The organism is Roseomonas sp. WA12 (genome assembly GCF_054165765.1).
Genome location: NZ_JBSTUI010000002.1, coordinates 250,176 through 270,929 on the forward strand (window position 1 = coordinate 250,176; position 20,754 = coordinate 270,929).

Annotated in this window: 18 protein-coding genes; 5 read left to right on the forward strand and 13 right to left on the reverse strand. The window is 67.5% G+C overall.

All coding sequences use genetic code 11. The annotated features are described in order from the left end of the window. Position 1: 1 nt before the first annotated feature. The 9 genes from ACVBD7_RS23685 to ACVBD7_RS23725 all read right to left on the reverse strand — a co-directional run bounded on the left by ACVBD7_RS23685 (position 2) and on the right by ACVBD7_RS23725 (position 10,788). On the reverse strand, positions 2-1,219 hold the full coding sequence (locus ACVBD7_RS23685) for a CoA transferase (RefSeq protein WP_458097965.1): 1,218 nt from the start codon (positions 1,217-1,219) through the stop codon (positions 2-4). Next, positions 1,216-3,873, reverse strand: coding sequence for a 2-oxoglutarate dehydrogenase E1 component (locus ACVBD7_RS23690; protein WP_458097966.1), 2,658 nt, complete (start codon positions 3,871-3,873; stop codon positions 1,216-1,218). Before ACVBD7_RS23690 ends, ACVBD7_RS23685 begins: the two co-directional genes overlap by 4 nt. Before the next feature lie 49 nt (positions 3,874-3,922). Further along, on the reverse strand, positions 3,923-4,984 hold the full coding sequence (locus tag ACVBD7_RS23695) for an isocitrate/isopropylmalate dehydrogenase family protein (protein WP_458097967.1): 1,062 nt from the start codon (positions 4,982-4,984) through the stop codon (positions 3,923-3,925). A gap of 5 nt (positions 4,985-4,989) precedes the next feature. Continuing rightward, positions 4,990-5,979, reverse strand: coding sequence for a Bug family tripartite tricarboxylate transporter substrate binding protein (locus tag ACVBD7_RS23700; RefSeq protein ID WP_458097968.1), 990 nt, complete (start codon positions 5,977-5,979; stop codon positions 4,990-4,992). Next, a complete protein-coding gene (locus ACVBD7_RS23705; RefSeq protein WP_458097969.1) occupies positions 5,979-6,812 on the reverse strand; it encodes a TauD/TfdA dioxygenase family protein in 834 nt (277 codons plus the stop codon). The genes ACVBD7_RS23700 and ACVBD7_RS23705 overlap by 1 nt, the downstream gene beginning before the upstream one ends. A 442-nt stretch (positions 6,813-7,254) precedes the next feature. Next, positions 7,255-7,836: a cysteine hydrolase family protein gene (locus tag ACVBD7_RS23710; protein ID WP_458097970.1), complete on the reverse strand. Its 582-nt coding sequence runs from the start codon at positions 7,834-7,836 to the stop codon at positions 7,255-7,257. Then, on the reverse strand, positions 7,829-8,602 hold the full coding sequence (locus tag ACVBD7_RS23715) for a GntR family transcriptional regulator (protein ID WP_458097971.1): 774 nt from the start codon (positions 8,600-8,602) through the stop codon (positions 7,829-7,831). The genes ACVBD7_RS23710 and ACVBD7_RS23715 overlap by 8 nt, the downstream gene beginning before the upstream one ends. A 39-nt stretch (positions 8,603-8,641) precedes the next feature. Beyond that, complete coding sequence (locus tag ACVBD7_RS23720) at positions 8,642-9,478, reverse strand: Bug family tripartite tricarboxylate transporter substrate binding protein (protein ID WP_458097972.1); 837 nt, start codon at positions 9,476-9,478, stop codon at positions 8,642-8,644. Positions 9,479-9,855: 377 nt separating this feature from the next. After that, a complete protein-coding gene (locus ACVBD7_RS23725; protein ID WP_458097973.1) occupies positions 9,856-10,788 on the reverse strand; it encodes a LysR family transcriptional regulator in 933 nt (310 codons plus the stop codon). Positions 10,789-10,905: 117 nt separating this feature from the next. On the opposite strand from ACVBD7_RS23725, the gene ACVBD7_RS23730 reads away from it, so the two are divergent. From ACVBD7_RS23730 to ACVBD7_RS23745, 4 genes are read left to right on the forward strand one after another with little or no spacing between them, the layout of a single operon-like run. Next, complete coding sequence (locus tag ACVBD7_RS23730; RefSeq protein WP_458098369.1) at positions 10,906-12,045, forward strand: mandelate racemase/muconate lactonizing enzyme family protein; 1,140 nt, start codon at positions 10,906-10,908, stop codon at positions 12,043-12,045. 29 nt (positions 12,046-12,074) lie between these two features. Next, a complete protein-coding gene (locus ACVBD7_RS23735; protein WP_458097974.1) occupies positions 12,075-13,061 on the forward strand; it encodes a Bug family tripartite tricarboxylate transporter substrate binding protein in 987 nt (328 codons plus the stop codon). Between the two features lie 6 nt (positions 13,062-13,067). Further along, on the forward strand, positions 13,068-13,730 hold the full coding sequence (locus ACVBD7_RS23740) for an HD domain-containing protein (RefSeq protein WP_458097975.1): 663 nt from the start codon (positions 13,068-13,070) through the stop codon (positions 13,728-13,730). Between the two features lie 32 nt (positions 13,731-13,762). Next, positions 13,763-14,731, forward strand: coding sequence for a Bug family tripartite tricarboxylate transporter substrate binding protein (locus ACVBD7_RS23745; RefSeq protein ID WP_458097976.1), 969 nt, complete (start codon positions 13,763-13,765; stop codon positions 14,729-14,731). A 194-nt stretch (positions 14,732-14,925) separates the two neighbouring features. Here the strand turns inward: ACVBD7_RS23745 and ACVBD7_RS23750 are convergent, their stop codons facing one another. Together ACVBD7_RS23750 and ACVBD7_RS23755 are read right to left on the reverse strand one after the other, a co-directional pair. Then, the gene (locus ACVBD7_RS23750; RefSeq protein ID WP_458097977.1) at positions 14,926-18,258 is read right to left on the reverse strand and encodes an error-prone DNA polymerase; all 3,333 of its coding nucleotides are present in this window, start codon (positions 18,256-18,258) and stop codon (positions 14,926-14,928) included. A gap of 13 nt (positions 18,259-18,271) precedes the next feature. Further along, the gene (locus ACVBD7_RS23755) at positions 18,272-18,499 is read right to left on the reverse strand and encodes a hypothetical protein (RefSeq protein ID WP_458097978.1); all 228 of its coding nucleotides are present in this window, start codon (positions 18,497-18,499) and stop codon (positions 18,272-18,274) included. Positions 18,500-18,777: 278 nt separating this feature from the next. Here ACVBD7_RS23755 and ACVBD7_RS23760 point away from each other — a divergent pair, with 278 nt between their 5' ends. After that, the gene (locus ACVBD7_RS23760) at positions 18,778-19,305 is read left to right on the forward strand and encodes a hypothetical protein (protein WP_458097979.1); all 528 of its coding nucleotides are present in this window, start codon (positions 18,778-18,780) and stop codon (positions 19,303-19,305) included. An 86-nt stretch (positions 19,306-19,391) separates the two neighbouring features. Here ACVBD7_RS23760 and ACVBD7_RS23765 read toward each other — a convergent pair whose 3' ends face one another. Next, a complete protein-coding gene (locus tag ACVBD7_RS23765) occupies positions 19,392-19,709 on the reverse strand; it encodes an HU family DNA-binding protein (protein WP_458097980.1) in 318 nt (105 codons plus the stop codon). Between the two features lie 311 nt (positions 19,710-20,020). Next, positions 20,021-20,650, reverse strand: a complete 630-nt coding sequence (locus ACVBD7_RS23770; RefSeq protein ID WP_458097981.1) for a TetR/AcrR family transcriptional regulator — start codon at positions 20,648-20,650, stop codon at positions 20,021-20,023. Positions 20,651-20,754 lie beyond the last annotated feature (104 nt).

The following is a 20,754-nucleotide window of genomic DNA, read 5'->3' on the forward strand; positions in this document are numbered from 1 at the left end:
ATCAGCCCTCCTCGGGTCCGGCGACAATGCCAAAATCATGCAGCTTGCCGATTGACGCGGCGGACAGGCCGAGGACCTCGGCCAGCACCGCGTCGCTGTGTTCGCCCAGGCGCGGCGCCGGGGCGGGTTCCAGGCGCGGCGTGCCCGAGAAGGCCAGCGGCACGGCTGGAGCCAGGATGCGGCCCACACCGGGCTGTTCGATCTCGGCGAACATCGGATTGGCGGCCGAGACACGCGGGTCCTCCCACACGAGCTGGCCGAAATCCTGGTACGGTCCCCAGAGGATGCCGCTGCCCTCAAGTTGTCTGGTGACCTCTGCTAAGCTTCGTCTCGAGAACCAAGGAGCGAGCACGGCGGCAATGGCATGACGCGCCTCGAAGCGCCCACCCTCGTCGTTCAGATCCACATCCAGCATGGGGCCGATCATCGCCAGCCTGTCGGTCAGGCCAGTCACCGTGCCGATCGCCCGCCACTGCCGGTTGGAGATGGCGACGATCATCACGCGACGACCGTCAGCCGTCGCGAAGTCCCGCCCGAAGGCACCGTACAGCTCATTGCCCATGGCCGGGCGCACTGACCCGTTCACCTGCACATCGGCCACGTAGCCGAGGTTCGCGACAGAGGCGAAGGCGACGTCTGCCAGGGAAAGCACCACCTCTTGCCCCCTCCCATCCCGCCGCCGCACCCGCTCTGCGGAAAGGAGGCCGGTCGCGAGGTAGAGCCCCGCCGCGATATCCCAGGCGGGCAGCACGTGGTTCACCGGCTCCCCTCCCCGGCCTGTCGCCGCAGGGAAACCGGCAGCCGAGTTCACCGTGTAGTCCACTGCTCCTGAGCCGTCCGGATTGCCGATCAGGCGAAGCGAGATCAGGTCCGGTCGGTGCGCGGAGAGGGCGGCGTGGCTCATCCAGCCGCTGGCGGGCAGGTTGGTCAGGAGGATCCCAGCATCCTCGCCCGGCGCGCAGATCAGGGCACGGGCGATCTCCTGCCCTTCGGGCTTGTTCAGGTCGAGCGCCACGGAGCGTTTGGCCTTGTTCAGCGCGGTCCAGTAAAGGCTCGTTCCCCCTGGCGCGAGTGGCCAACGGCGATAGTCGATGTTGCCGCCGATCGGGTCGATGCGGATGACCTCGGCGCCGAGTTGGGCGAGGGTCATCCCCCCGAGAGGAGCCGCGATGAAGGCGGAGACCTCCACCACGCGCAGTCCGGAAAGCGGGCCCATCATGCGGCCCTGGTCGCTTGCAGGGACGCCGGGGCGGCGCAGGCGCGCTCGATGATGGAGCGCTGATCGGCATCGTGGTCCCCGTGGAAGCTGCCCGCGGGGGACGGCGACTCAGGACGGCTGACACAGGTCAGCTGCGGCGAGCGCAGCCCGGCACTGGCGAGGACGGCTTCCAGCCGCGGGCGAACCCAGCTCCAGGCACCCATGTTCTCGGGCTCTTCCTGGACCCAGCGGCATTGCGCCTCCGGACAACGGCGGGCCAGGTCGGCGAGCGTCTCGCCCGGGAAGGGGTAGAGCTGCTCCAGTCGGACCACCACCGCCCCGGCATCCTGCCGCTGCGCCAGCTCCTCATCCAGCTCGTAGGCAATCTTGCCGGAGCAGAAGAGGACGAGACCCACGTCACTCCCGCCTCTCCCGGCAATCACGGGCAGGAAGCGGTGGCCCGGCGCGAAATCCTCCAGCGGAGAAACTGCGGCGGGCAGGCGGAGCAGCTTCTTCGGGCTCATCACGATCAGGGGCCGCCGGACGGCCCCGAGCGCCTGCTCACGCAGGAGGTGGAAGTAGTTGGCGGGGGTGCTGGGGATGACGATCCTGGCGTTGTCCTTCGCCGCCATCTGCAGGTACCGCTCCGGCCGGGCGGAGGAGTGCTCCGGCCCCTGCCCTTCCAGCCCGTGGGGAAGTAGCATCACGAGGCCGGAGCGATCGCCCCACTTCTCCTCGGCCGACATGACGAACTGGTCGATGACGATCTGCGCGCCATTTGCGAAATCCCCGAACTGGGCCTCCCACAGCGTCAGCACATCGGGCCGGGCCAGGCTGTAGCCGTATTCGAACCCAAGCACCGCGTACTCGGAGAGTGGGCTGTTATGGACGGAGAAGCGAGCCTGCCCTTCGGCCAGCCCGTTCAGGCCGAGATGCATTTCGCCGGTGCCGGTGTCGAAGAGGCCGAAGTGGCGGTGGGAAAAGGCACCGCGCACCACGTCCTGGCCGGTCAGGCGGATCGGGACTCCCTCCCTCAAGAGGGATCCAAAGGCCAGCGCCTCCGCAAGGGGCCAGCCCACCTGCGCTTCCTCCGCCAGCAGTCGCTGCTTGAGGACCCGCCCCATACGCGGATGCAGCGCCATACCTGTCGGGGTGTCGGCCAGCTTGGTTGCGATAGCGCGGAGCAGCTCCGGTGAGACGCCGGTCTCGGGCGCTAGGGCGGGCGGCGCCTCCCCGGCCCCTCCTGAGACATTCGGGCGGTACTCCGACGCACGCTCGTAGGCGTCCTGCAGCCGGTCCCGGTTCCGTCGCCGCTCGGCCGCGACCTCCTCCTCGGTCATGATGCCTTCGGCCACCAGCCGCGCGGCGAAGGAGGATGCCACTGGCTCCTTGTCCGCGATCCGCTGATAAAGCAGCGGCTGGGTGAACGTCGGCTCGTCGATCTCGTTGTGGCCGTTCCGGCGGTAGCAGACGAGGTCGATCACGGCATCCCGTCCTTGGGTGTGGCGGTAGCCGAAGGCCAGCTCTGCAGCCCGGCACACCGCCAGCGGATCGTCCGCGTTGACGTGCAGAATGGCGCTGTCGATGGCCTTCCAGGCGCCTGTGCAGTGGGTGGAGGTGCGGGCATCCCGCTCCTCGGTGGTGAAGCCGATACGGTTGTTGATGACGAGGTGTACGGTCCCGCCGGTCCCGAAGCCCGCCGTCCCGCCGAGCTGCAGGGTCTCCGCCACGACGCCCTGGCCGATGACCGCTGCGTCGGTGTGGAGGATGACGGATAGGATCTTAGCCCGCCCCTCCTCGCCCTTCATCTCCTGCATCGCCCGGGCGCGGCCGAGCACGAGAGGGTCGACAGCCTCAAGGTGGGAAGGATTGGCGAGGAGTGTGATGCGTAATCTGTGCCCGCCGATCTCCAGGGCCGTTTCCAAGCCGAGATGGTACGGCACGTCCCCCGCACGGTCCGAACCTGGCGAGAAGGGATGCATCCCCTTGAACTCGGCCAGCATGCGCGTGATGTCCTTCCCCAGCACGTTGGCCATCAAGCTCAACCGCCCCCGGTGCATCGTGCCGACGACGACGTGCGTCACACCCGAAGCGGCCGCCGCCTCCAAGAGGCGGCGTAGCAGCGGCACCACCGCTTCCGCCCCCTCGGCGCCGAAACGCTTCTTGGTCGGGTACTTCACGCCGAGGAAGCGCTCGAACTCGTCAGCCGCGATGAGCCTGCCCAGAACGCTACGCTTCTCCTCGGGCCCGGCCGCCTTTGCCCCGGCCTCGAACTCCCGCAAGAGCCAGGCCCGCGCCTCCGCGTCATCGATATGGGCCGTCTCGACCGTCAGCGTGCCGCCGTACAGATGCTCCAGGGCTTCGGGTGACGGGAGCTGGGCAGGAGGTTCGCTAGCCCTAAGCCGTGAGAGCATGGGGGAACGCTCCTGGACGAGCGGGCAAACCCAGGCGTGCAGATGTCCGCGTGCCCGGATCGCCTCGGCCAATCGGGCAGCCACCGTGCCCCCGTCCTCCGATGCCCGGTCGAGGCCGACACCTGGCTCCACCTCGTCCAGCACCTCGAAGAGGACTCGCCAGCCCGGATCGACCGAAGCCGGATCAAGGCGGAATTGCCGCTGCAGCGCCTCCAGTGAAGAAGCGCCCATTGCCACCAGCGGCGACGATCCATGACCCATACGAAAAACCTGCTCCGAATAGCCCGGCATGCGTGGGAGGGAAGACTTGTCAGTGCGCGCGAATGCGGGCAGCGAGCGCTTCCGCGGTTGCCGCGGTGCCGAGGCGGCCGCCGATATCCCGCGTCGTCTCTCCCGCACTGATCGCGTCGGAGACGGCGGCCTCGATGGCGTCCCCGGCAGCCACGAAATCTACCATCCCGGTCCGGCGCCCGTGCCAGGACAGGAGGAGCGCCGCCGAGAGCACCAGGGAGAAGGGATTGGCAAGGTCCTTCCCGGCGATGTCTGGTGCTGACCCGTGGGCGGCCTGGGCCATGGCGTGTTCGGCTCCGGCATTCAGCGATCCGCCCAGCCCGAGGCTGCCCGACAGTTCGGCCGTCAAGTCCGAGAGGATGTCGCCAAACATGTTCGTGGTGACGACCACATCGAACCGCCGGGGATCCCGCACGACATAGGCCATCATGGAATCCACCAGCACCATGTCAAGGGAGATGTCGGGATACTCAGCGGCCACCTCGCGGCACGCGCCGGTGAACATGCCGTCCGTTATCTTCAGCACGTTCGCCTTGTGCACCACCGTGAGGCGCCGCCCGCGGCGCATCGCCAACTCGCAGGCCGCCCGCGCGACACGAAGGCTGCAAGCCCGGGTGATCCGCCGCAGCGAGATGGCCACCTCCGGCGTCACCAGGATCTCGCCGTTACCCGCCTCCATGTTGCGGTCGGCGTAGAAGCCCTCCGTGTTCTCCCGCACCACGACCAGGTCGAACTCGCCGACCTTTCCAACGAAGCCAGGATAGGTCCGGCAGGGGCGGATATTAGCGAAGAGGTCGAGGCCCTTGCGGAAAAACTTTGAGGGATTGATCTCCCCATGACGCTCGTCGTCGCTCTCTAGGATATCGGCTGGACCGAGCATCACGCCGTCCGACCGGCGGGCTTCGGCAAGCAGCTCGCTCCGCACAGTGGTACCATGAAGCCGGTGGCTCTCCCGGCCCACCACGTCGTGCGCGAGGTCCAGATACAGAGCGAAGCGGCTCTGCGCCGCATTGAGCACGGCCAAGGTGGCCGCCGTGATCTCGGGGCCGATCCCGTCGCCTGGGAGAACCAGAATGCGCATGTCCCTCAATCCAACCTTGCCGCGCCACTGTGGCGCAGCATCTCGCCCCAGCGGCGCGTATCGCCCACGATCAGCGCCCCAAGATGCGCGGCTGACGCCTCTGGCCCGGCTGGTATCCGGCCCATCATTCCCTCGTAGCGGCGCCGCAGCGATGGCTCCGCCAAGGAGGTCGCCAGCGCTGCCTCCCAGGCAGCCCGCACCGGCACAGGCGCGGCGGCGGGCAGCACGAGTGCGTTCCAGACCTCCATGTCCAAGCCGGGGAGGCCCACCTCCCTGGCGGTCGGCACCGACGGCAGCACGCTGAGCCGCTCGACCCCGGTGACGAGCAGCGCCTTGGCCAGATCGCCCCGGGAGTTCGGAACGGCACTGAAGGCCTGCTCAATCAGCATGTCCACCTGTCCAGCCAGGAGGTCGTTCACGGCGGGCGCCCCGCCTCGATAGGGGATCAAGTCCGCACGGCCCCCCGCCGCATCCAGGAACTGCAGCGCCGCGAGATGCAGGGACGAGCCCGCGCCGGAGGTTGCGATCCGAAGATCCCCACTCCTCGCCCGACGCAGCAGCTCAGTAAGGTCCCCAATGCCGGACCGCGCGGAGACCAGCAGCACCATAGGATTCGTGCAGACAACTCCCACAGGGGCGAAGTCGCGCTCGCTTTGGAAGCCCGGCGAACGGTAGAGGTGGCCATTCACGGCGAACACCCCGACATGGGCGAACAGTGCCGTGTGGCCATCCGGGGACGCCCGAGCGACGCGCTCCGCCCCGATGTTGCCGCCCGCGCCCGTGACGTTCTCTACGACCACGGTCTGGCCGAGGCGCTGGCCGAGTTGTTCGGCCAGCAGCCTCGCCATGACGTCGGTGGTGCCGCCCGCGGCAAATGGCACCACCATCGACACCGAGCGCGATGCGCTCCAGGGCGCCTGGGCCCGGCCGATCGCTGGCAGGGACAGTATCCCCGCCAGCACCGCCCGCCTAGCCAACCCAGTTGGCGCAGACATCACCTCGGCGTGTCCCCGGCCAGCGTCACGCGGTGCATGATCCGCCGGTAGCCGTGGTAGTCGTTGACTGGGTTGTGCAGCGCGCAGCGGTTGTCCCAGAACGCGATGGACCCCGGCTCCCAGCGGAAGCGGCAGGTGAACTCGGGCTTGACCTGGTGCTCGAACAAGTAGGCGAGCAGGCCCTCGCTCTCCTCTTCCGACATGCCCTCGAAGCGTAGGGTATGGCCGCCATTGACGTAGAGCGCCTTCCGCCCCGTTTCGGGATGGGTTCGCACCACGGGGTGCACGCCTTCCAAAACCTTCCGCTCCTCGCCCGCCTTGCGGTCCTCGCGCGTCCGGGTCTTCTCGGCTTTGGCGGAGCTGTTGATGGCCTTCAGCGGCTCCAGCAGCTTCTTCATGCTGTCGGAGAGCGCATCGTAGGCCGCGTAGCTGCTGGCAAAGAGCGTGTCACCGCCGAACGGCGGAACCTCGCGCGCCACCAGCATCGTCGCCATCGGCGGTTGCTCCAGATACGCGGTATCCGTGTGCCAGAGGCCTCCGAAGTTGACGCGCTCGTCCTCGCGCTTGGCGACGGTGATCACCTCCGGTGCCTCCTCCAGGCCTTTGAGAAAAGGATAGTGGACCACGTCCCCGAAGCGCCGAGCGAAGGCGACGAAATCCTTCGGCTCCAGCGGCTGGTCGCGGAGGAAGATCACCGAGTGCTCGAGCCAGAGCTCTCGGATGCGCGCGATCGTCTCGTTGGACGCGTTGGCCAAAGATCCAACTCCGTGGACCTCTGCCCCGAGCGAACCGGAAATCCGACGGGCTGTGATCTGCGGGCTGATGTTATTCATGACGGCCCGACATCCTCGACTGAACGCATGTCATGATGGTCGTTTCCTCCTTGAGGTTGTGCGTCAGAGCCGGGAGCTTGCTCCGACGTCCAACACCACGGCGCCCGGACAGATCATCCGTCCGGTGATGCCCGCCAGATCAGGATGAGAACTGGCGCGCCAAGCTTCTCGGGAAGCGCTCCAGCAACGCCGGTCGAAACCAACGTCAGGACGTTTTCCACCCTCCGAATGATGCATAATGCATTCTTGGCGAGCTCACAAGCTGATCGACAGTAGACCACGCATAATCTTCAGCATCAGGTCGGAACGTGAAGGCAAGTTGAGGGGGGGCGTAAGACGAACTGGATCGCGGTCTTCGCGTTCCGTCAGTGCCCTTCCGGGCCTCCTTCGGGCGACGCGATGGTCAGCCCGTTGACACCGCGCCTGAGCCAGCAGAGGCAGTTTAGCTGGAGAAGTCGACCTCATTGACGGTCTGGATCTTTGCGAAGCGCTGCATGCAGAAGATGGCGTTGCGATGCTCCTCGTCGGAGATCCCGGCGCAGCAGTCTTCCACGACCACGCAGGCGTAGTCGCGATCGTGCCCTTCCCGGACACCTGTGTGCACGACGCCATTCGTTGAGACGCCCGTGAGGAAGAGGCGCTTCGTCCCCAGGGCCCGCAAGGTCGGTTCAAGAGAGGTGCCGTAGAAAGGGCTAACCCTGTGCTTCACAATATCCAGGTCATCCGTGCGCGGCTCCAAAGCCGGATGGACCTCGGTCCCCCAAGTCCCGAGCTTGAACAATCCCTTTTGCCTTGCCGCCGAGAAGACCGGGGAGTTGGGCGGACATTGGACGTAGTCGGGCGAGAAGCCCACGCGCACGAATCCTACCCGCATCCCTGCTCCCCGCGCCTTGCCAATAAGCTCGCGCGTCCGCTCGATGATGCCTCGCTCAGCGACGATGGGCGCGTAGGTCTTCGCGTTGGGCCCCTCCGGATGGATCAGGTCGTTCATCATGTCCATGACGAGGAGCAATGAGTCACTCATTTCGCTTCTTCTCCTTGCCGCCCTGCGGCGTTCGCTGAAGACGGGGGACCGCTGGCTGTACGGCCGCAACCTCGGATTCATCCTTCACGGTCGCCCATCCCGCCTCGATGTGACGCCGCAGCGCGATCATCGCGCCAGCGAGGTCACCCTCGATCATCGCCCGTAGAAGCTCTTCATGCTCCTCGACGGCCGTGGTGGCGCGCCCCTCCACCCGGTTGATCACATCAAACGGGTAACGGGCCCACAGGATCTGCACGAAGTGCAAAGTCTGCGGCAGGTTAGCCGTGGCGTACATCTGTTTGTGGAACCGGTAGTTCGAGGCTCGTGCCTCGGCGCTGTCCTTCCTCTGGACGGCATCTGCGAACTGGTCGGCGAGACCTCTAATCAGGCGCAGGTCGTCGGTGGTTGCCCTCTCAACTGCGTGCCGGATTAGCTGGCCCTCCAGCAAAATCCGCAGGTTCAAGGTTTCCACTGAGGCTGCCACATCGAGGGGAGCCACCACGGCTCCCTTGTAGGAGCTGCCGCTGATGTAGCCCTCGGCCTCGAGAAGCTTGAGCGCCTCCCGCACGGGCGTGATGCTGATCTGCAGCGTCTTCGCCACCTCGGCCTGCTTCAAGCGTGTGCCGCGTGGGAACTGGCCGGACAAGATCGCCTCCCGGAGGTGATCGGCAACCTGTTCCTCTTTGGTGCGGTACTCCACGGCTTCCGTGATCCCCTCTGGCTGGGCCGACCGGCCGAAAGGGACCTCATACGATGCCTCGAGCATCCGCAACAATCTTGCCGCCCCTGCTCTGCACGTCGCGAACTAGTCCGCCTTCACGTTGGCGGCGCGGATGACCTCGCGCCACCTGACGATGTCGGACGCTAAGAAGCGGCTGAACTCCGCCGGAGGCATCCCCACTGGCACGAGCCCAAGGTCCTGGATCCGTGGCCGCAGCGCAGGGTCGTCCAACGCAAATCTGAGTGCGGCGTAGAGGGCGTCGACAGTCTGCGCGGGTAGGCCACTCGGCCCGAAGAGGCCGTGCCAAGCTGCCACGTCGAAATCGCGGATCCCTGCTTCTTGGACGGTCGGGACGTCGGGCGTCCAACTGAGCCGCGCGTCGGAAGTGGTGGCCAGCGCCCGCAAGGAGCCCTCGCGCACGAAGGGCAGGACCGCCGTGACCTGGTAGACGAGCATAGGCACCTGGCCGGAGATGACGTCCGTTACGGCTTGAGCCCCGTTGCTATAGGGCACGTGATCGAGCGGCGCTGCCGTTCGCAGCACGAGGAGCTCCCCCGCAAGATGGCTGGAGGTGCCGTTCCCGGCGGATGCATACGCCACCTTGTGCGGTTGTTGGCGCGCCCAGCTGATGAACTCCGCTAGCGTCCGCGCCGGGACTTTCGGATTCACCACCAACAGATTCGGTGCGTTCGTCGTCAGCGAGATCGCCGTGAAATCGCGGATCGGATCATAGGGCAGCCTTGGCATAAGTGTCGGCAGGATTGCATGGGACGCGACCGCCCCCAGCAGGAGCGAGTATCCATCCGGCGCGGCCCTGGCGATCGCTTCGCTTCCCACGGCGCCGCTTGCCCCGGGCCGGTTCTCGACGACGATCGGCTGGCCGAGAACCTTGGCCATGGCGGGGCCGACAAGCCGCGCCATGGTGTCGGTGCTGGTTCCCGCACCGTAAGGGACAACTAGGCGGATGGGACGACCAGGATAGCGCCCCTCAGATTGCTGCGCAGCTCCAAGCCCTGGCCAGCCCGCGGCCAGCCCGCCCCCGAGACAAAGCAACATGGCGCGACGGCCTAGGAGGCCGGGCTTGCGAATGACAGCTACCATTCCGGTCAGCCCCCCCTCAACTTACAGTGCAGAGCTTCTTATCAGCTCGGATAATGCATTTTATTTTGTGGCCTGCAAGCGGTCATGTAGCGGGAGCCTGGACGGACGTCCGGCGTGGAGGAGCGCTCTGAGCTGAGGCAGCCCGAGCACCACGCCGAGTTCCTTGCTGACCTTTGCCTGTAGCCCGGCGAGAAACGTCAGATCTGACTGGCGTGGGGCTGTCTTGTTCGCCTGGAACGCTCAACCTTTACGGCGCTCGTCTCCAACGCGCCGACGAAGTCTTGCGCAAGCCTTGATGCCGGGCGCAGACGCGCCGTGACCAAGCGTGCGGTGCTCAGCAGGGTGGGCCGGAAGGGGCGGCTGGACAGGTCGTCGGCCCGTGCGCCCATCAAGCCGAAGCCATCCATCAGCGCGATGCCTACCCCTGCCCGGACAAGGGCGCAGGCGGCATGGGTGTGGGAGACTTCAACGGCAATGTGGAAGGGCACGTTCCGCTCCGCGAAGGCGCGGGCCAGCTGTTCGCTCAGGACGAGGTTGCGGCTTGGGCAGATGAGCGGATAGTCGGCCAGCGCTTCCGGACTGATGCTGCGCTGGACCGCTAAGGGATGATCCGGGGGCATCACGCAAGCCAGGCCCGTGCTCTGCAGGTCCTGCACGACCAAAGCCTCGTGGCCTACCGGCCCGATGATGAAGCCCAGATCGTCCTGGTGGGACGCGACACGCTGGATGATCTCGTGTGCGCTGAAGGTCTGGAGGGTGATGGCGCTCTCCGGCCGTTTCTCCCGAAAGCGCCGGATCGCGGGAGGAAGGATGGAACTTGCGAGCGATGGGATCGCGGCGATCGCCAGGATCCCCGCACGTCCCTCCCTCAGCTCACCAGCCATGCGCTGCACCAACTCGATCGCCGTGAAGGCACTGAGAGTCCCGGGGAACATGACCTGCGCTTCCGGGGTCGGGCGCAGCCGCCGCCGCTCTCGCAGGAACAGGGCAAAGCCGAGCCGTGCCTCCGCCTTCTGCAGCATGCGGGTGACGGCAGGCTGGGAGATGTTAAGCGCCGCAGCAGCTGCGGTGACGCTGCCGAGCTCCATGACGCGGCGGAAGACCTCCATCTCCCGAAGGTCGAAGGTCATAACCAATGGACATGATCCCTGCGCATATCGGCATTTGCCCACATCATCCCTGGCGCGACAAACTCTGTCCCCGGGCCGCGAAGAGCTCCCGCGGAATGGAGGAACGTCGCGTTGAAGGTGGTGGAGATCCGCGCCTACCTGCTGGGCTTCGCGCCCTCACCGTCCATCGGCAACGCATCGCGGATGATCCGCCGACGGGACTTCCTGCTGCTGGAACTGGTGACCGACACCGGCGCGCGGGGCTGGGGGGAGGTCTTTGCCTCGCCTGCCGCGGCGGCGGCCCTGGTCCGCACGCGGCTCGCGCCCATCCTTCTCGGCGCCTCGCCGCACCACCATGGACGTCTCTACGACCGCATGCTCGGCACGCTCGGCTATGACCGGCGGGGGCCTGGGATGATGGCGATCTCGGCGGTGGACATGGCGCTCCACGACCTCGCTGCGCAGGACCGCGGCATCAGTGTGGCTGAAGCGCTCGGCGGAGCACTTCGCACGCGGTTGCCCGCCTATGCCAGCGCTCCCTTCATCACGACGGATGCCGACGAGCCCTATGGCCACTACGAGGCCGAGATCGACTCCATCCTTCGCCGCAACTTCCGCGCCCTGAAGCCGCGTGCCGGGGTCTCGCCGCGGGCGGACGGAATCATGGCCATAGCGGTGCGCAAGCAGGTCGGGCCAGAGGTCTCCATCATGGTGGACATCAACCAGGGCTACACCTCCCGGGCGGCAATTGAATCGGCCCGCCGCATGGAGGAGGCGGGGCTCCTCTGGATGGAGGAGCCGGTCCAGCCCGAGGACGTAGCGGGCTATGCCGCGATCTCTGCAGCCGTGCCGGTTGCCATCGCGGGTGGGGAGGCGCTGGCCAGCCTCGCCGCCTTTCGGGACTTTCTGGCGGCTGGCGCCATGTCTGTGCTGCAGCCGGATCTCACAGTGTGCGGCGGCTACACAGGGTTCCTCCGCATCGCGGCACTCGCCGCCGCCTACGACATCCCGGTAATGCCTCATGTCTTCGGCACCGTGGTGAACATGCGCGCGGCACTCCAGGCCGCGGCGCTCGTCACCCCTCGCCGCGGTGCCCCGGGCGAGTATCCTTGGATCGAGTACGACGCCTCCGCCAACCCGCTGCTGGACATCGCGGGGGCGCTCCCAGTCGAGGGCGACGGCATGATGGCCGTTCCGGACGCGCCGGGCACCGGGCTGGACCTGCAGGTTGAGCGGCTGGCGCCCTGGGTCAGCGAGACCTGGCGTCTGGCCACGTGAACGCCCCATTCCTGCACGGAGGAGACGAAATGCAAACGCTGACCCGCCGCTCGGTCCTTGGCGCGCTCGCCTTGTCCGCGCCCACCCTCGCGCTGCCAAGGGTCGGTCACGCTGCCACCTGGCCCGAGCGGCCCGTGACCCTTGTCGTTCCCTTCCCACCGGGCGGCAGCAACGACGTGGTGACACGGATGGTGGCCCAGCCCCTGTCCCAGGCGCTGGGCCAACCCTTCGTGGTGGACAACCGTCCTGGCGCCAACGGCAACATCGGCGCGGCCCAGGTCGCCCGCGCGGCGCCGGACGGCTACACGGTGCTCGTCTCCGGCAACGGCCAGAACGCGATGAATCATGGGCTCTACCGCAACATGCCCTACGACTCCCGCACGGCTTTCACCCATGTCTCGCAGCTCGCCTCCCTGCCTAACGCCCTGGTCGTCGCGGAAGGCTTCCCGGCCCGCACGCTGCAGGATTTGGTACGCATGGCGAAGGAGAAGCCGGGTGACCTCACCTTTGCGAGCCCTGGCAGCGGTTCCTCCGGCCATCTCGCCATGGCGATGCTCATGCGCGCAGCGGGGATTGAGATGCTGCATGTCCCCTACCGCGGAGCTGCGCCCGCCATCACTGATGTGATTGCCGGGCAGGTTCCGATCGTGATGATCAACGTGGACATTCCCCTGCCGCATGTGCGCGCTGGTCGACTGCGCGTGCTCGCCGTGACGAGCGGAGCGCGGAGCCCGCTCTACCCGGAGGCGCCCACCGTCGCCGAGAGCGGCTATCCCGGCTTCTCCGCAGTCGGGTGGCTCGGGCTCTCTCTCCCGGCTGGCACACCAGCCGACATCGTCGCGCGCCTGCACGACGCTGCCGCCCGGGCGCTCCAGGACCCGCAGACCCGGGAACGCTTCGCCGCGAGCGGATACATTCCGGGCCAGGGCTCACCGGCCGACTATGCCCGCTTCATCGAGGCCGAGATTGCGAAGTGGGGCAGCGTCACGCGCGACCTTCAGATCGTGCTGGAGTAGACTGATATGAACTTCCTTGACCGCCGCCCGCGGCGTGAGATCACCGATGTCCTGCGCGCTGCGGTCCTGGAAGACTTGCCCGAGCTGGCGCAGATCGAGAATGAGGAACTGCGGTCTAAATGCGTCGAGGTCTGGTGTCTCGCCCTGGCCGAGAGCAGCTTTGCGCGAATCTCCGACGTGCCCGGTGAGTCCAATCCGAACCACTTCGCGCTGCGGCGTGGCGACCAGGCCACGCACTTGCGGGGCGTGACCCGCATCGCTCTCGCTATTGCCGACGAGTTCGCGGCCATGGATCCGGCCGTGCGGATTGACCGCGATCTGGTGATCGCCGGTGGGCTGACACATGACGTCGGCAAACCTTGGGAGTTCGACGCAGCCAACCGCGCGCGCTGGACAGGCGATCCTTCCGCAAGCGGCCTGCCCTCGCTCCGCCATCCCGTCTATGGCGCGCATCTCTGCATCGCGGCCGGGCTGCCGGAGGAGCTTGCCCATATCGCCCTGGCACATTCCTTCGAGGGTGAGCATCTGATCCGCAGCCTGGAGTGTCTCATCGTGCAGCGGGCGGACCACCTCTGGTGGTCGATCGCTGGAGGCTGCGGGCTGCTGCAGCCCTCGGGCGACGCTATCCTCGAAGCCAGGAAGATCGTGCCCCGCCCGCTCCGCGACTGATTGATCGCCAGCGTTCAGGAAAGGAAGCCGACATGAGATCGTTCCGCCGCCGCACCGCCCTGTTCCTCCCCGCGCTCCTCGCCGCTAGCCCGGCCCGCGCCGAGTGGCCGGACCGGCCGGTTCGCGTCATCGTGCCCTTCGCGCCGGGCGGCAGCTCCGACCTCATCGCGCGGCTGATCGGGACGGAGCTGCAGGCGCGCCTCGGTCAGCCCGTGGTGGTGGAGAACCGCGGCGGCGCCAACGGCGCCATCGGTATGGCCGCCGCGGCCCAGGCGCCTGCCGATGGATACACGCTTGTGGAAGGTCATATTGGCACCCACGCGATCACGCCCGCCATCATGCGCAGTCCCGGCTACGACACGCTGCGCGACTTCACGACCATCGCGGTCCCCGCCACCTCATCCTCCGTGCTCGTGGTGCCGCAGGCCAGCCCGGTGCGCGACCTAAAGGGGTTGCTGGATTTGGCGCGCGCCAAGCCGGGTGAGTTGAGCTACGGCTCCCCCGGTGTCGGCTCGCCCTCCCACGTCACAGTGGTCCTACTCTCGAAGCTGACAGGGATTAACGCGCAGCACGTGCCCTATCGCGGAGGCGGACCGGCCGTCACTGACTTGGTCGCCGGAACGCTGGACTTTATGTTCGCAGGTCCGTCCGAGGTGCTGGGGCAGATCCAGTCTGGCCGGTTGCGTGCCCTAGCTACAACCGGGGAGCAACGGTCGCCCGGCAGCCCGGATCGCCCTACCGTGGCCGAGGCAGGCGTCCCGGGCTTCCAGTTCACGGTCTGGCACGCCTTGTCGGCGCGTGCAGGCACGCCGCCCCAGATCATCGACCGCTTGCGCCAGACTGTGGCGGCTATCCTCGCGACGGAGGCGATCCAGATTCGCCTCCGCGACGTGGCCCTGGAACGCGGGCCTCCCGATGCCTTGGCCGCTGCCTCAATGGTGCGGGCAGAGGTGACGAGGTGGGGTACGCTGGTGCACGAGGCCGGAATCCAGGCGGACTGAAGACCACCAATGTCCCTGCTCGGACTGCCGGAGAGTCGGCAGGGATAGCCCCACCCGGGCGGCAAGCTGTCCTTGGGTCAGCTTGGCGTCACGACACGCTGTCCGTAGGTCGGAACTGAGAGGAGGGCAGCGAATCTGGCGCACCAGTAGGCACGCTCCATGGCCCCGGGCTGCGCGGACGACCGGCAGGCGGGTCAGTGGAAGTCCCTGCTGTTCGGCAGCTTCACCGAGGTCGTCCGTCTACTCCCGGGATCTGGCCGCCGAACCTCGTCAGCCCGTCCCAGCGAGCGCTCCGCCCATTCGCCACCCTGATCCGCCACCGAGAGGCCGTCGAGGAGGTCCGACCGGTCCACGAGGACGCGGACGATGAGGTGGTTCACCGCCACCTCGACGTTCTCGTCCAGGCGCTCGACCCTGCCTTCCGCGACCAGGAGGCGGGCGCCGACCAACGCCCGGCGATGCTCCTCGGCGACCTTGCTGAACACCACCAGGTTCCCGACCCCGAACTCGTCCTCGACGGTGATGAAGATCACCCCCTTCGACGTCCCGGGCCGCTGGCGGATGAGCACGATGCCGGGCAGCCTGATCCTCGCCCCGTGCCGAAGAGTGCCGAGCGCCCTCGTGTCATCCAGCCCGAGGCGGTCGAGAGCGGGGCGGAGAATCGCCAGCGGGTGTCGCCGAAGGGTGAGGCCGGTCGAACGGTAATCCTCGACGACGTTCTCCCCTTCGCCCTGGAGAGGCAGACTGACCTCGGGCTCCGGCATGAGCGGCATGTCCGACGCCATGGCTGCATCCGCCGTTTCCCGCGCGACGGCGAAGAGCGGCAGCGCCTGCGGGCCGGAGGCCGCGACCGCGGCGTCCCAGGCTGCCCGCCGCCGTGTGAGGCCAGTGGAGGCGAACGCGTCCGCCCCGGCCAGCGCCTCGAGAGTGCGCCTCCCGACGCCCGAGCGCAGCGCCGCGTCCTCGACGGAGGTGAACGGGGCGCCGTTCCGGGTCCGCCTTGCCTTGAGCAACGCCCGGGCGTCCGCCTCCTGCAACCCCGACACGAGCCGTAGTCCCAGACGGATTGCGAGACCGCCCGTGCTCCGCCGCTCCGCATGCAGCGTGCTGTCCCAATCCGAGCTGTTCACGTCCACCTCGCGGACCACGACGCCATGATCCCGGGCATCCCGCACCAGCTGCGCGGGCGAGTAGAAGCCCATAGGCTGGCTGTTCAGCAGCGCGCAGGTGAAGACGGCTGGGTGGTGCCGCTTGATCCAGGCCGAGGCATAGACGAGGTGGGCGAAGCTTGCTGCGTGGCTCTCGGGAAAGCCGTAACTACCGAAACCCTCGATCTGGGCGAAGATCTGCTCGGCGAAGTCCTGCTGGTATCCGCGACGCACCATGCCCGCGACCAGCCGGTCCCGGTAGGCCGCGACGCCCCCGGTCAGCTTGAAGGTCTGCATGCCGCGGCGGAGCTGGTCCGCCTCGTCGGGTGAGAAGCCTGCCGCGACGATCGCCACGCGCATGACCTGCTCCTGGAACAGGGCCACCCCGAGCGTCTTGCCCAGCACCCGTTCCAGCTCGTCCTTCGGGCCGTGCTCGCCACCCGGCGACGGGAAGACGACCGGCTCCTTGCCTGCCTTCCGGCGCAGGTACGGGTGGACCATGTCACCCGCGATCGGCCCGGGACGGACGATGGCGACCTCAACGACGAGGTCGTAGAACTTCTCCGGTCGGAGGCGTGGCAGCATGTTCATCTGCGCCCGGCTCTCGACCTGGAAGACGCCGACCGAGTCAGCCCGCCGCAGCATCGCGTAGGTCTCGGCGCACTCGCGCGGCAGGCTGGCCAAGTCGTGGTCGGGGCCGCCGTGGCGCCGTAGCAGGTCGAAGGACCGCCGGATGCACGAGAGCATGCCGAGCGCCAGGACATCCACCTTCAGGATGCCAAGGGCATCGACGTCGTCCTTGTCCCATTCCAGGACAGTGCGCCCCTCCATGGCGGCGTTGCCGACCACCGCCAGCTCGGTCAGCGGGCCCCTGGTGATGACGAAGCCACCGACATGGGTCGCGGTATGGCGAGGGAAGTCGAGCAGCTCCTGGGCGTACTCCAGCGTCATGGCGAGGCGGCGGTCTGCGAGGTTGAGCCCCTCGCTCTCGGCGAGTTCCTCGAAACCCTTCTCGTGGCCCGGGCCCCAGCTTGCCTTGGCAAGGATTCCCGTCACGTCCTCGGACAGGCCCATTGCCTTGCCCACCTCGCGGACGGCCGAGCGCGCGCGGTACCGGATCACTGTCCCGCAGATGGCGGCACGGTCGCGGCCGTAGCGCTCGTAGATATGCTGGATGACCTCCTCGCGGCGCTCGTGCTCGAAGTCCATGTCGATGTCCGGGGGCTCGCCGCGCGAGGCGGACACGAAGCGCTCGAAGAGGGCGTCGTGCTTGACCGGGTCAACCGCTGTGATGCCGAGGACGTAACAGACAGCCGAGTTTGCCGCCGACCCACGGCCCTGGCACAGGATGCCCCGCTCCCTCGCGAAGGCGACGATCTCGTGGACGGTGAGGAAATAGGGGGCGTAGCCGAGCTGGTCGATGAGGCGGAGTTCGTGCTCCAGGCGGCCCGAGACCTCGTCGGGCACCACCGTCCAGCGTCGGGCTAGCGCCTCCTTCACTCGGGCCCGGAGCGTCTCCATGGCCGTCCGGCCGGGCTCGATGACCTCGTCAGGATACTCGTAGCGCAGGTCGTCCAGGCTGAAGCCTCGGGCCGCATCGAGCACGCGGACGGTGTTCGCCACCGCCTCGGGATGCCGGGCAAACAGCCTGGAGACCTCCCCGGGGCTCTTGGGACGGCGCTCGGCATTGAACTCCGCGGCGTAGCCGAGCTCGTCGACGGCGAGGCCGAGCCGGATGGCTGTCAGGATGTCGGCCAGCCGACGACGGCGCGCGACGTGGTAGCGGACATCCCCGGTGGCCAGCAGCCAGCCGCCCTCCCGTGCCGCGATCTCGCCGAGCAGATGGAGGCGGCGCGCGTCGCCGCCCCTGAAGGTATGCGAAGCCGTTACCATCACCGGCAGCGCCAGATGGCGAAAGTCGAGTGCGTCCCGGGCGAAGCGCTCCGCGAAACCCGCACCGATGTCCCCGGGCGGAACAAGGGCGACCACCCAGCCCTCGCAGGCGGCGGCCAAGTCGGCCCGGGTGATGCGGCACTCGCCTTTCGGGGCGCTCATGCGGCCGCGGGACAGGAGGGCCGTCAGGCGGCCATAGGAGGCGCGGCAGGTGGGCCAGACCAGGTACTCGGCCCCGTAATCCAGGACGAGGCGGCAGCCGACCACGAAGGGCACGCCAGCCTGCTTGGCCGCCACATGTCCTCGGACGACCCCGGACAGTGTGTTCGTGTCGCAAATGCCGAACCCGGCGTAGCCGAGCGCCTTCGCGGTCGCGGCCAGTTCCCAGGGGTGCGAGGCCCCGTCCAGGAAACTGTAGTTCGACTTCGCGGCGAGCTCCGCGAAAGGCTGTGGAGGCCCGTCGGCATGCTGGAAGTCTGGTGGCACGGCGCGGGGCCGATCAGGTGCTGTGCGGCCCGCGGGGCGGTCTCTTGATGACCGTCATGTTGGCTCGCTCGAGCTGTGCCGCGAGCTGCTCGGCCAGGACGACGGCTGCCACATCCCAAGCGGCTCCGCGGCGGGGGCGCCCACGTTCGTCGTGCTTCAGCCCGTATGCCAGGACGTTGGCGACCTCCTCCTCCGTCGCCGGGATGCCCTGGGGCTGGTCGGGGGCAGGCTGGTCAGCCATGGCACGCTTCCCCCGAGGACGGGCATCGTACTACCGGGCGACATGGCGAGCAGCAGGCCGTTGGACAGGATGCGGAAGGCGGGACCGATTCGGGCATCCGGCGAAGCTGTCGAAGCGAAGCGAACGAATCAAGAACAACCAGCCGCATTCCGCAGCCTGTTACATGAGACCTTCGGGTAGCGCCGCCCTAAGCCGCTGACCGGCCACGATAAGGGGAGCGGTGACTTCTCGTTCACAGCCGCGTTGCCCCGGGCTGGAAACAGCAAACGGGATGTGAGATGGCCGAATCCGACACGCCGGTCCGGGTGAACCGTGCCCCCGTCCTGACCCTGTGGGCGGCTATCGTGGCCGAGCGGCTGGGGCATCCGTCTGACACCGCCATGAGTCTTGCCAGCCACGTCGCTGGAACGGCCGCCCGGGCCAAGGCCCGGCGTCTGGGCATCGTCGAGGATCGCGAACCTCGGAGTGGCGCGCCCGCGGCGAAGTCCGACGACGTCGTCCGGCTGCTCGGGCGCGAGATCCCGATGACGCACGACGAGGATGGCGTCGTGCTGGCCGATGCAGGGGACGGCAAGCCTTCCCCTGCGGGCCCTGTGCAGGCCTACGTCACGAAGGCGTTCGGGAAACGCCTCGGGGAGGTCGAGGCCGCCATGAGGCGGCTTGCCGGGTCGATGGCGCCGGACGAGCTCAACCGGAAAGGCTTCCACCTCTACGAGCGCTTCCGTCCGGAAGTGCCCGCCGATGTCAGGGGATGGGGCGCGAAGGGCGAACTGGACCTCGCGAAGATCCGGTCGGCCTCCGCGTGATGGAGCGCTCGACCTGACCAGGAGAAGCCGGAGCACGCACATGCTGCGGCCCCTTCGATGTCGCGACCGGCGGTCTCGACGGAACGTCAGACCTTGGTCTTCGCGGCCTTCCGCTTCGCCTTCTTGGCTCCTGCAAAAGCGGCGAGCTTCAGGGACGGGCTGGCCTTGAACTTGACCGTGGCACCCGCCTTGACCGCCACCCTCTCACCGGTGCGCGGGTTCAGCGCCGTTCTCTTCGGCGTCTCGCGGACCGTGAAGGTACCGAAGTCGGGGAGCGTGAACCGGCCACTCTCAGTGATCTCCGCCTTGATGGCGCCGATGATCTCCGCCGCGAGCCGACCGGCGGCAGCGCCTGTCATCTCCGACGACTGCTGGATGACATCGGTCAGGAACTTTTTCGACATGTGCGATCCTAGTGATGGGCGAAGCGCCCGTTTATCCCCGCGCAGCAGTGCGATCCAACCGGTACTGCGAGCTGCATAAATCCAAATATAGAACGAGTCAGAGCGCGCTCGAATGTCCAAGACGTGTTCTGCCGGTGCGCCACACCCGCCAAACCTCCGCTTGCGGCATCCGCCATACAGGGGCTGGGCAAAGGTCGACCAGCGAAGCGGACAAACGCGAAGTGGGCTTCCTGCGGTGGGTACGAAGGAGTCCTACGCCTCTGTGGCCACAACACATCTCACGAACCTACCCCTGAGAGGGAGCAGCCCTTCTACGTCGCTCTCAAGCCACGCAGCACCGTTTCTGCATGTAGCTCCGCCAGACGGCTCATATCCGGCAGGTCACCACCTGCTTCCCCGAAAATCTCGCGGAATAGCATCCCCATCATCATCGGCCCGATGATCGAGAAGGCGTGCAGCTGCGGGTCGCCTTCCCGGATCTCCCCGCGTTTCTGGCCGCGCGCGATGATGCCGGAGAGCAGGGCCAGCGCCTTCGAGGCGACGTCGTCGTGCCAGATGCGCGCGAGATCGGGGAAGGACCGGGATTCCGAAATCACCATCCGGGCAATCGCCGGAAGGCGGCTGTCGCCCAGCGTGCTGGCGAACCGGGCCAGCAGCACCGGCACGAATTCGGCCAGCGATCCCTCGAAGGCCTCCGCGCCAACCTGCATGGCCTCGAGGTTCGAGGCGATCGCCCTGCGTGCCACGGCCCGAAACAGGTCGTCCTTGGTCTCGAAGTACCGGTAGAGGGTCCCTTTCGCGACGCCCGCCCTGCTGGCGACCTCGTCCAGCTTCGCGGCCGCAAACCCCTTCTCCGCGAAGACGTCCATCGCCGCGTCGATGATCTCGCCGGGCCGGGCGTCCTTGCGCCGCTGCCGCTTCAGCCTGCCGTCGCCGGTCATGGAGCACACGACGGACGGAGGTCGTCGCCTCTCCCGAGGGCATCTCGCGTCCAGGATTTCACCTGCTTTCGCTGCTCCACATGCTTTGTCCGGATCACGTTCCC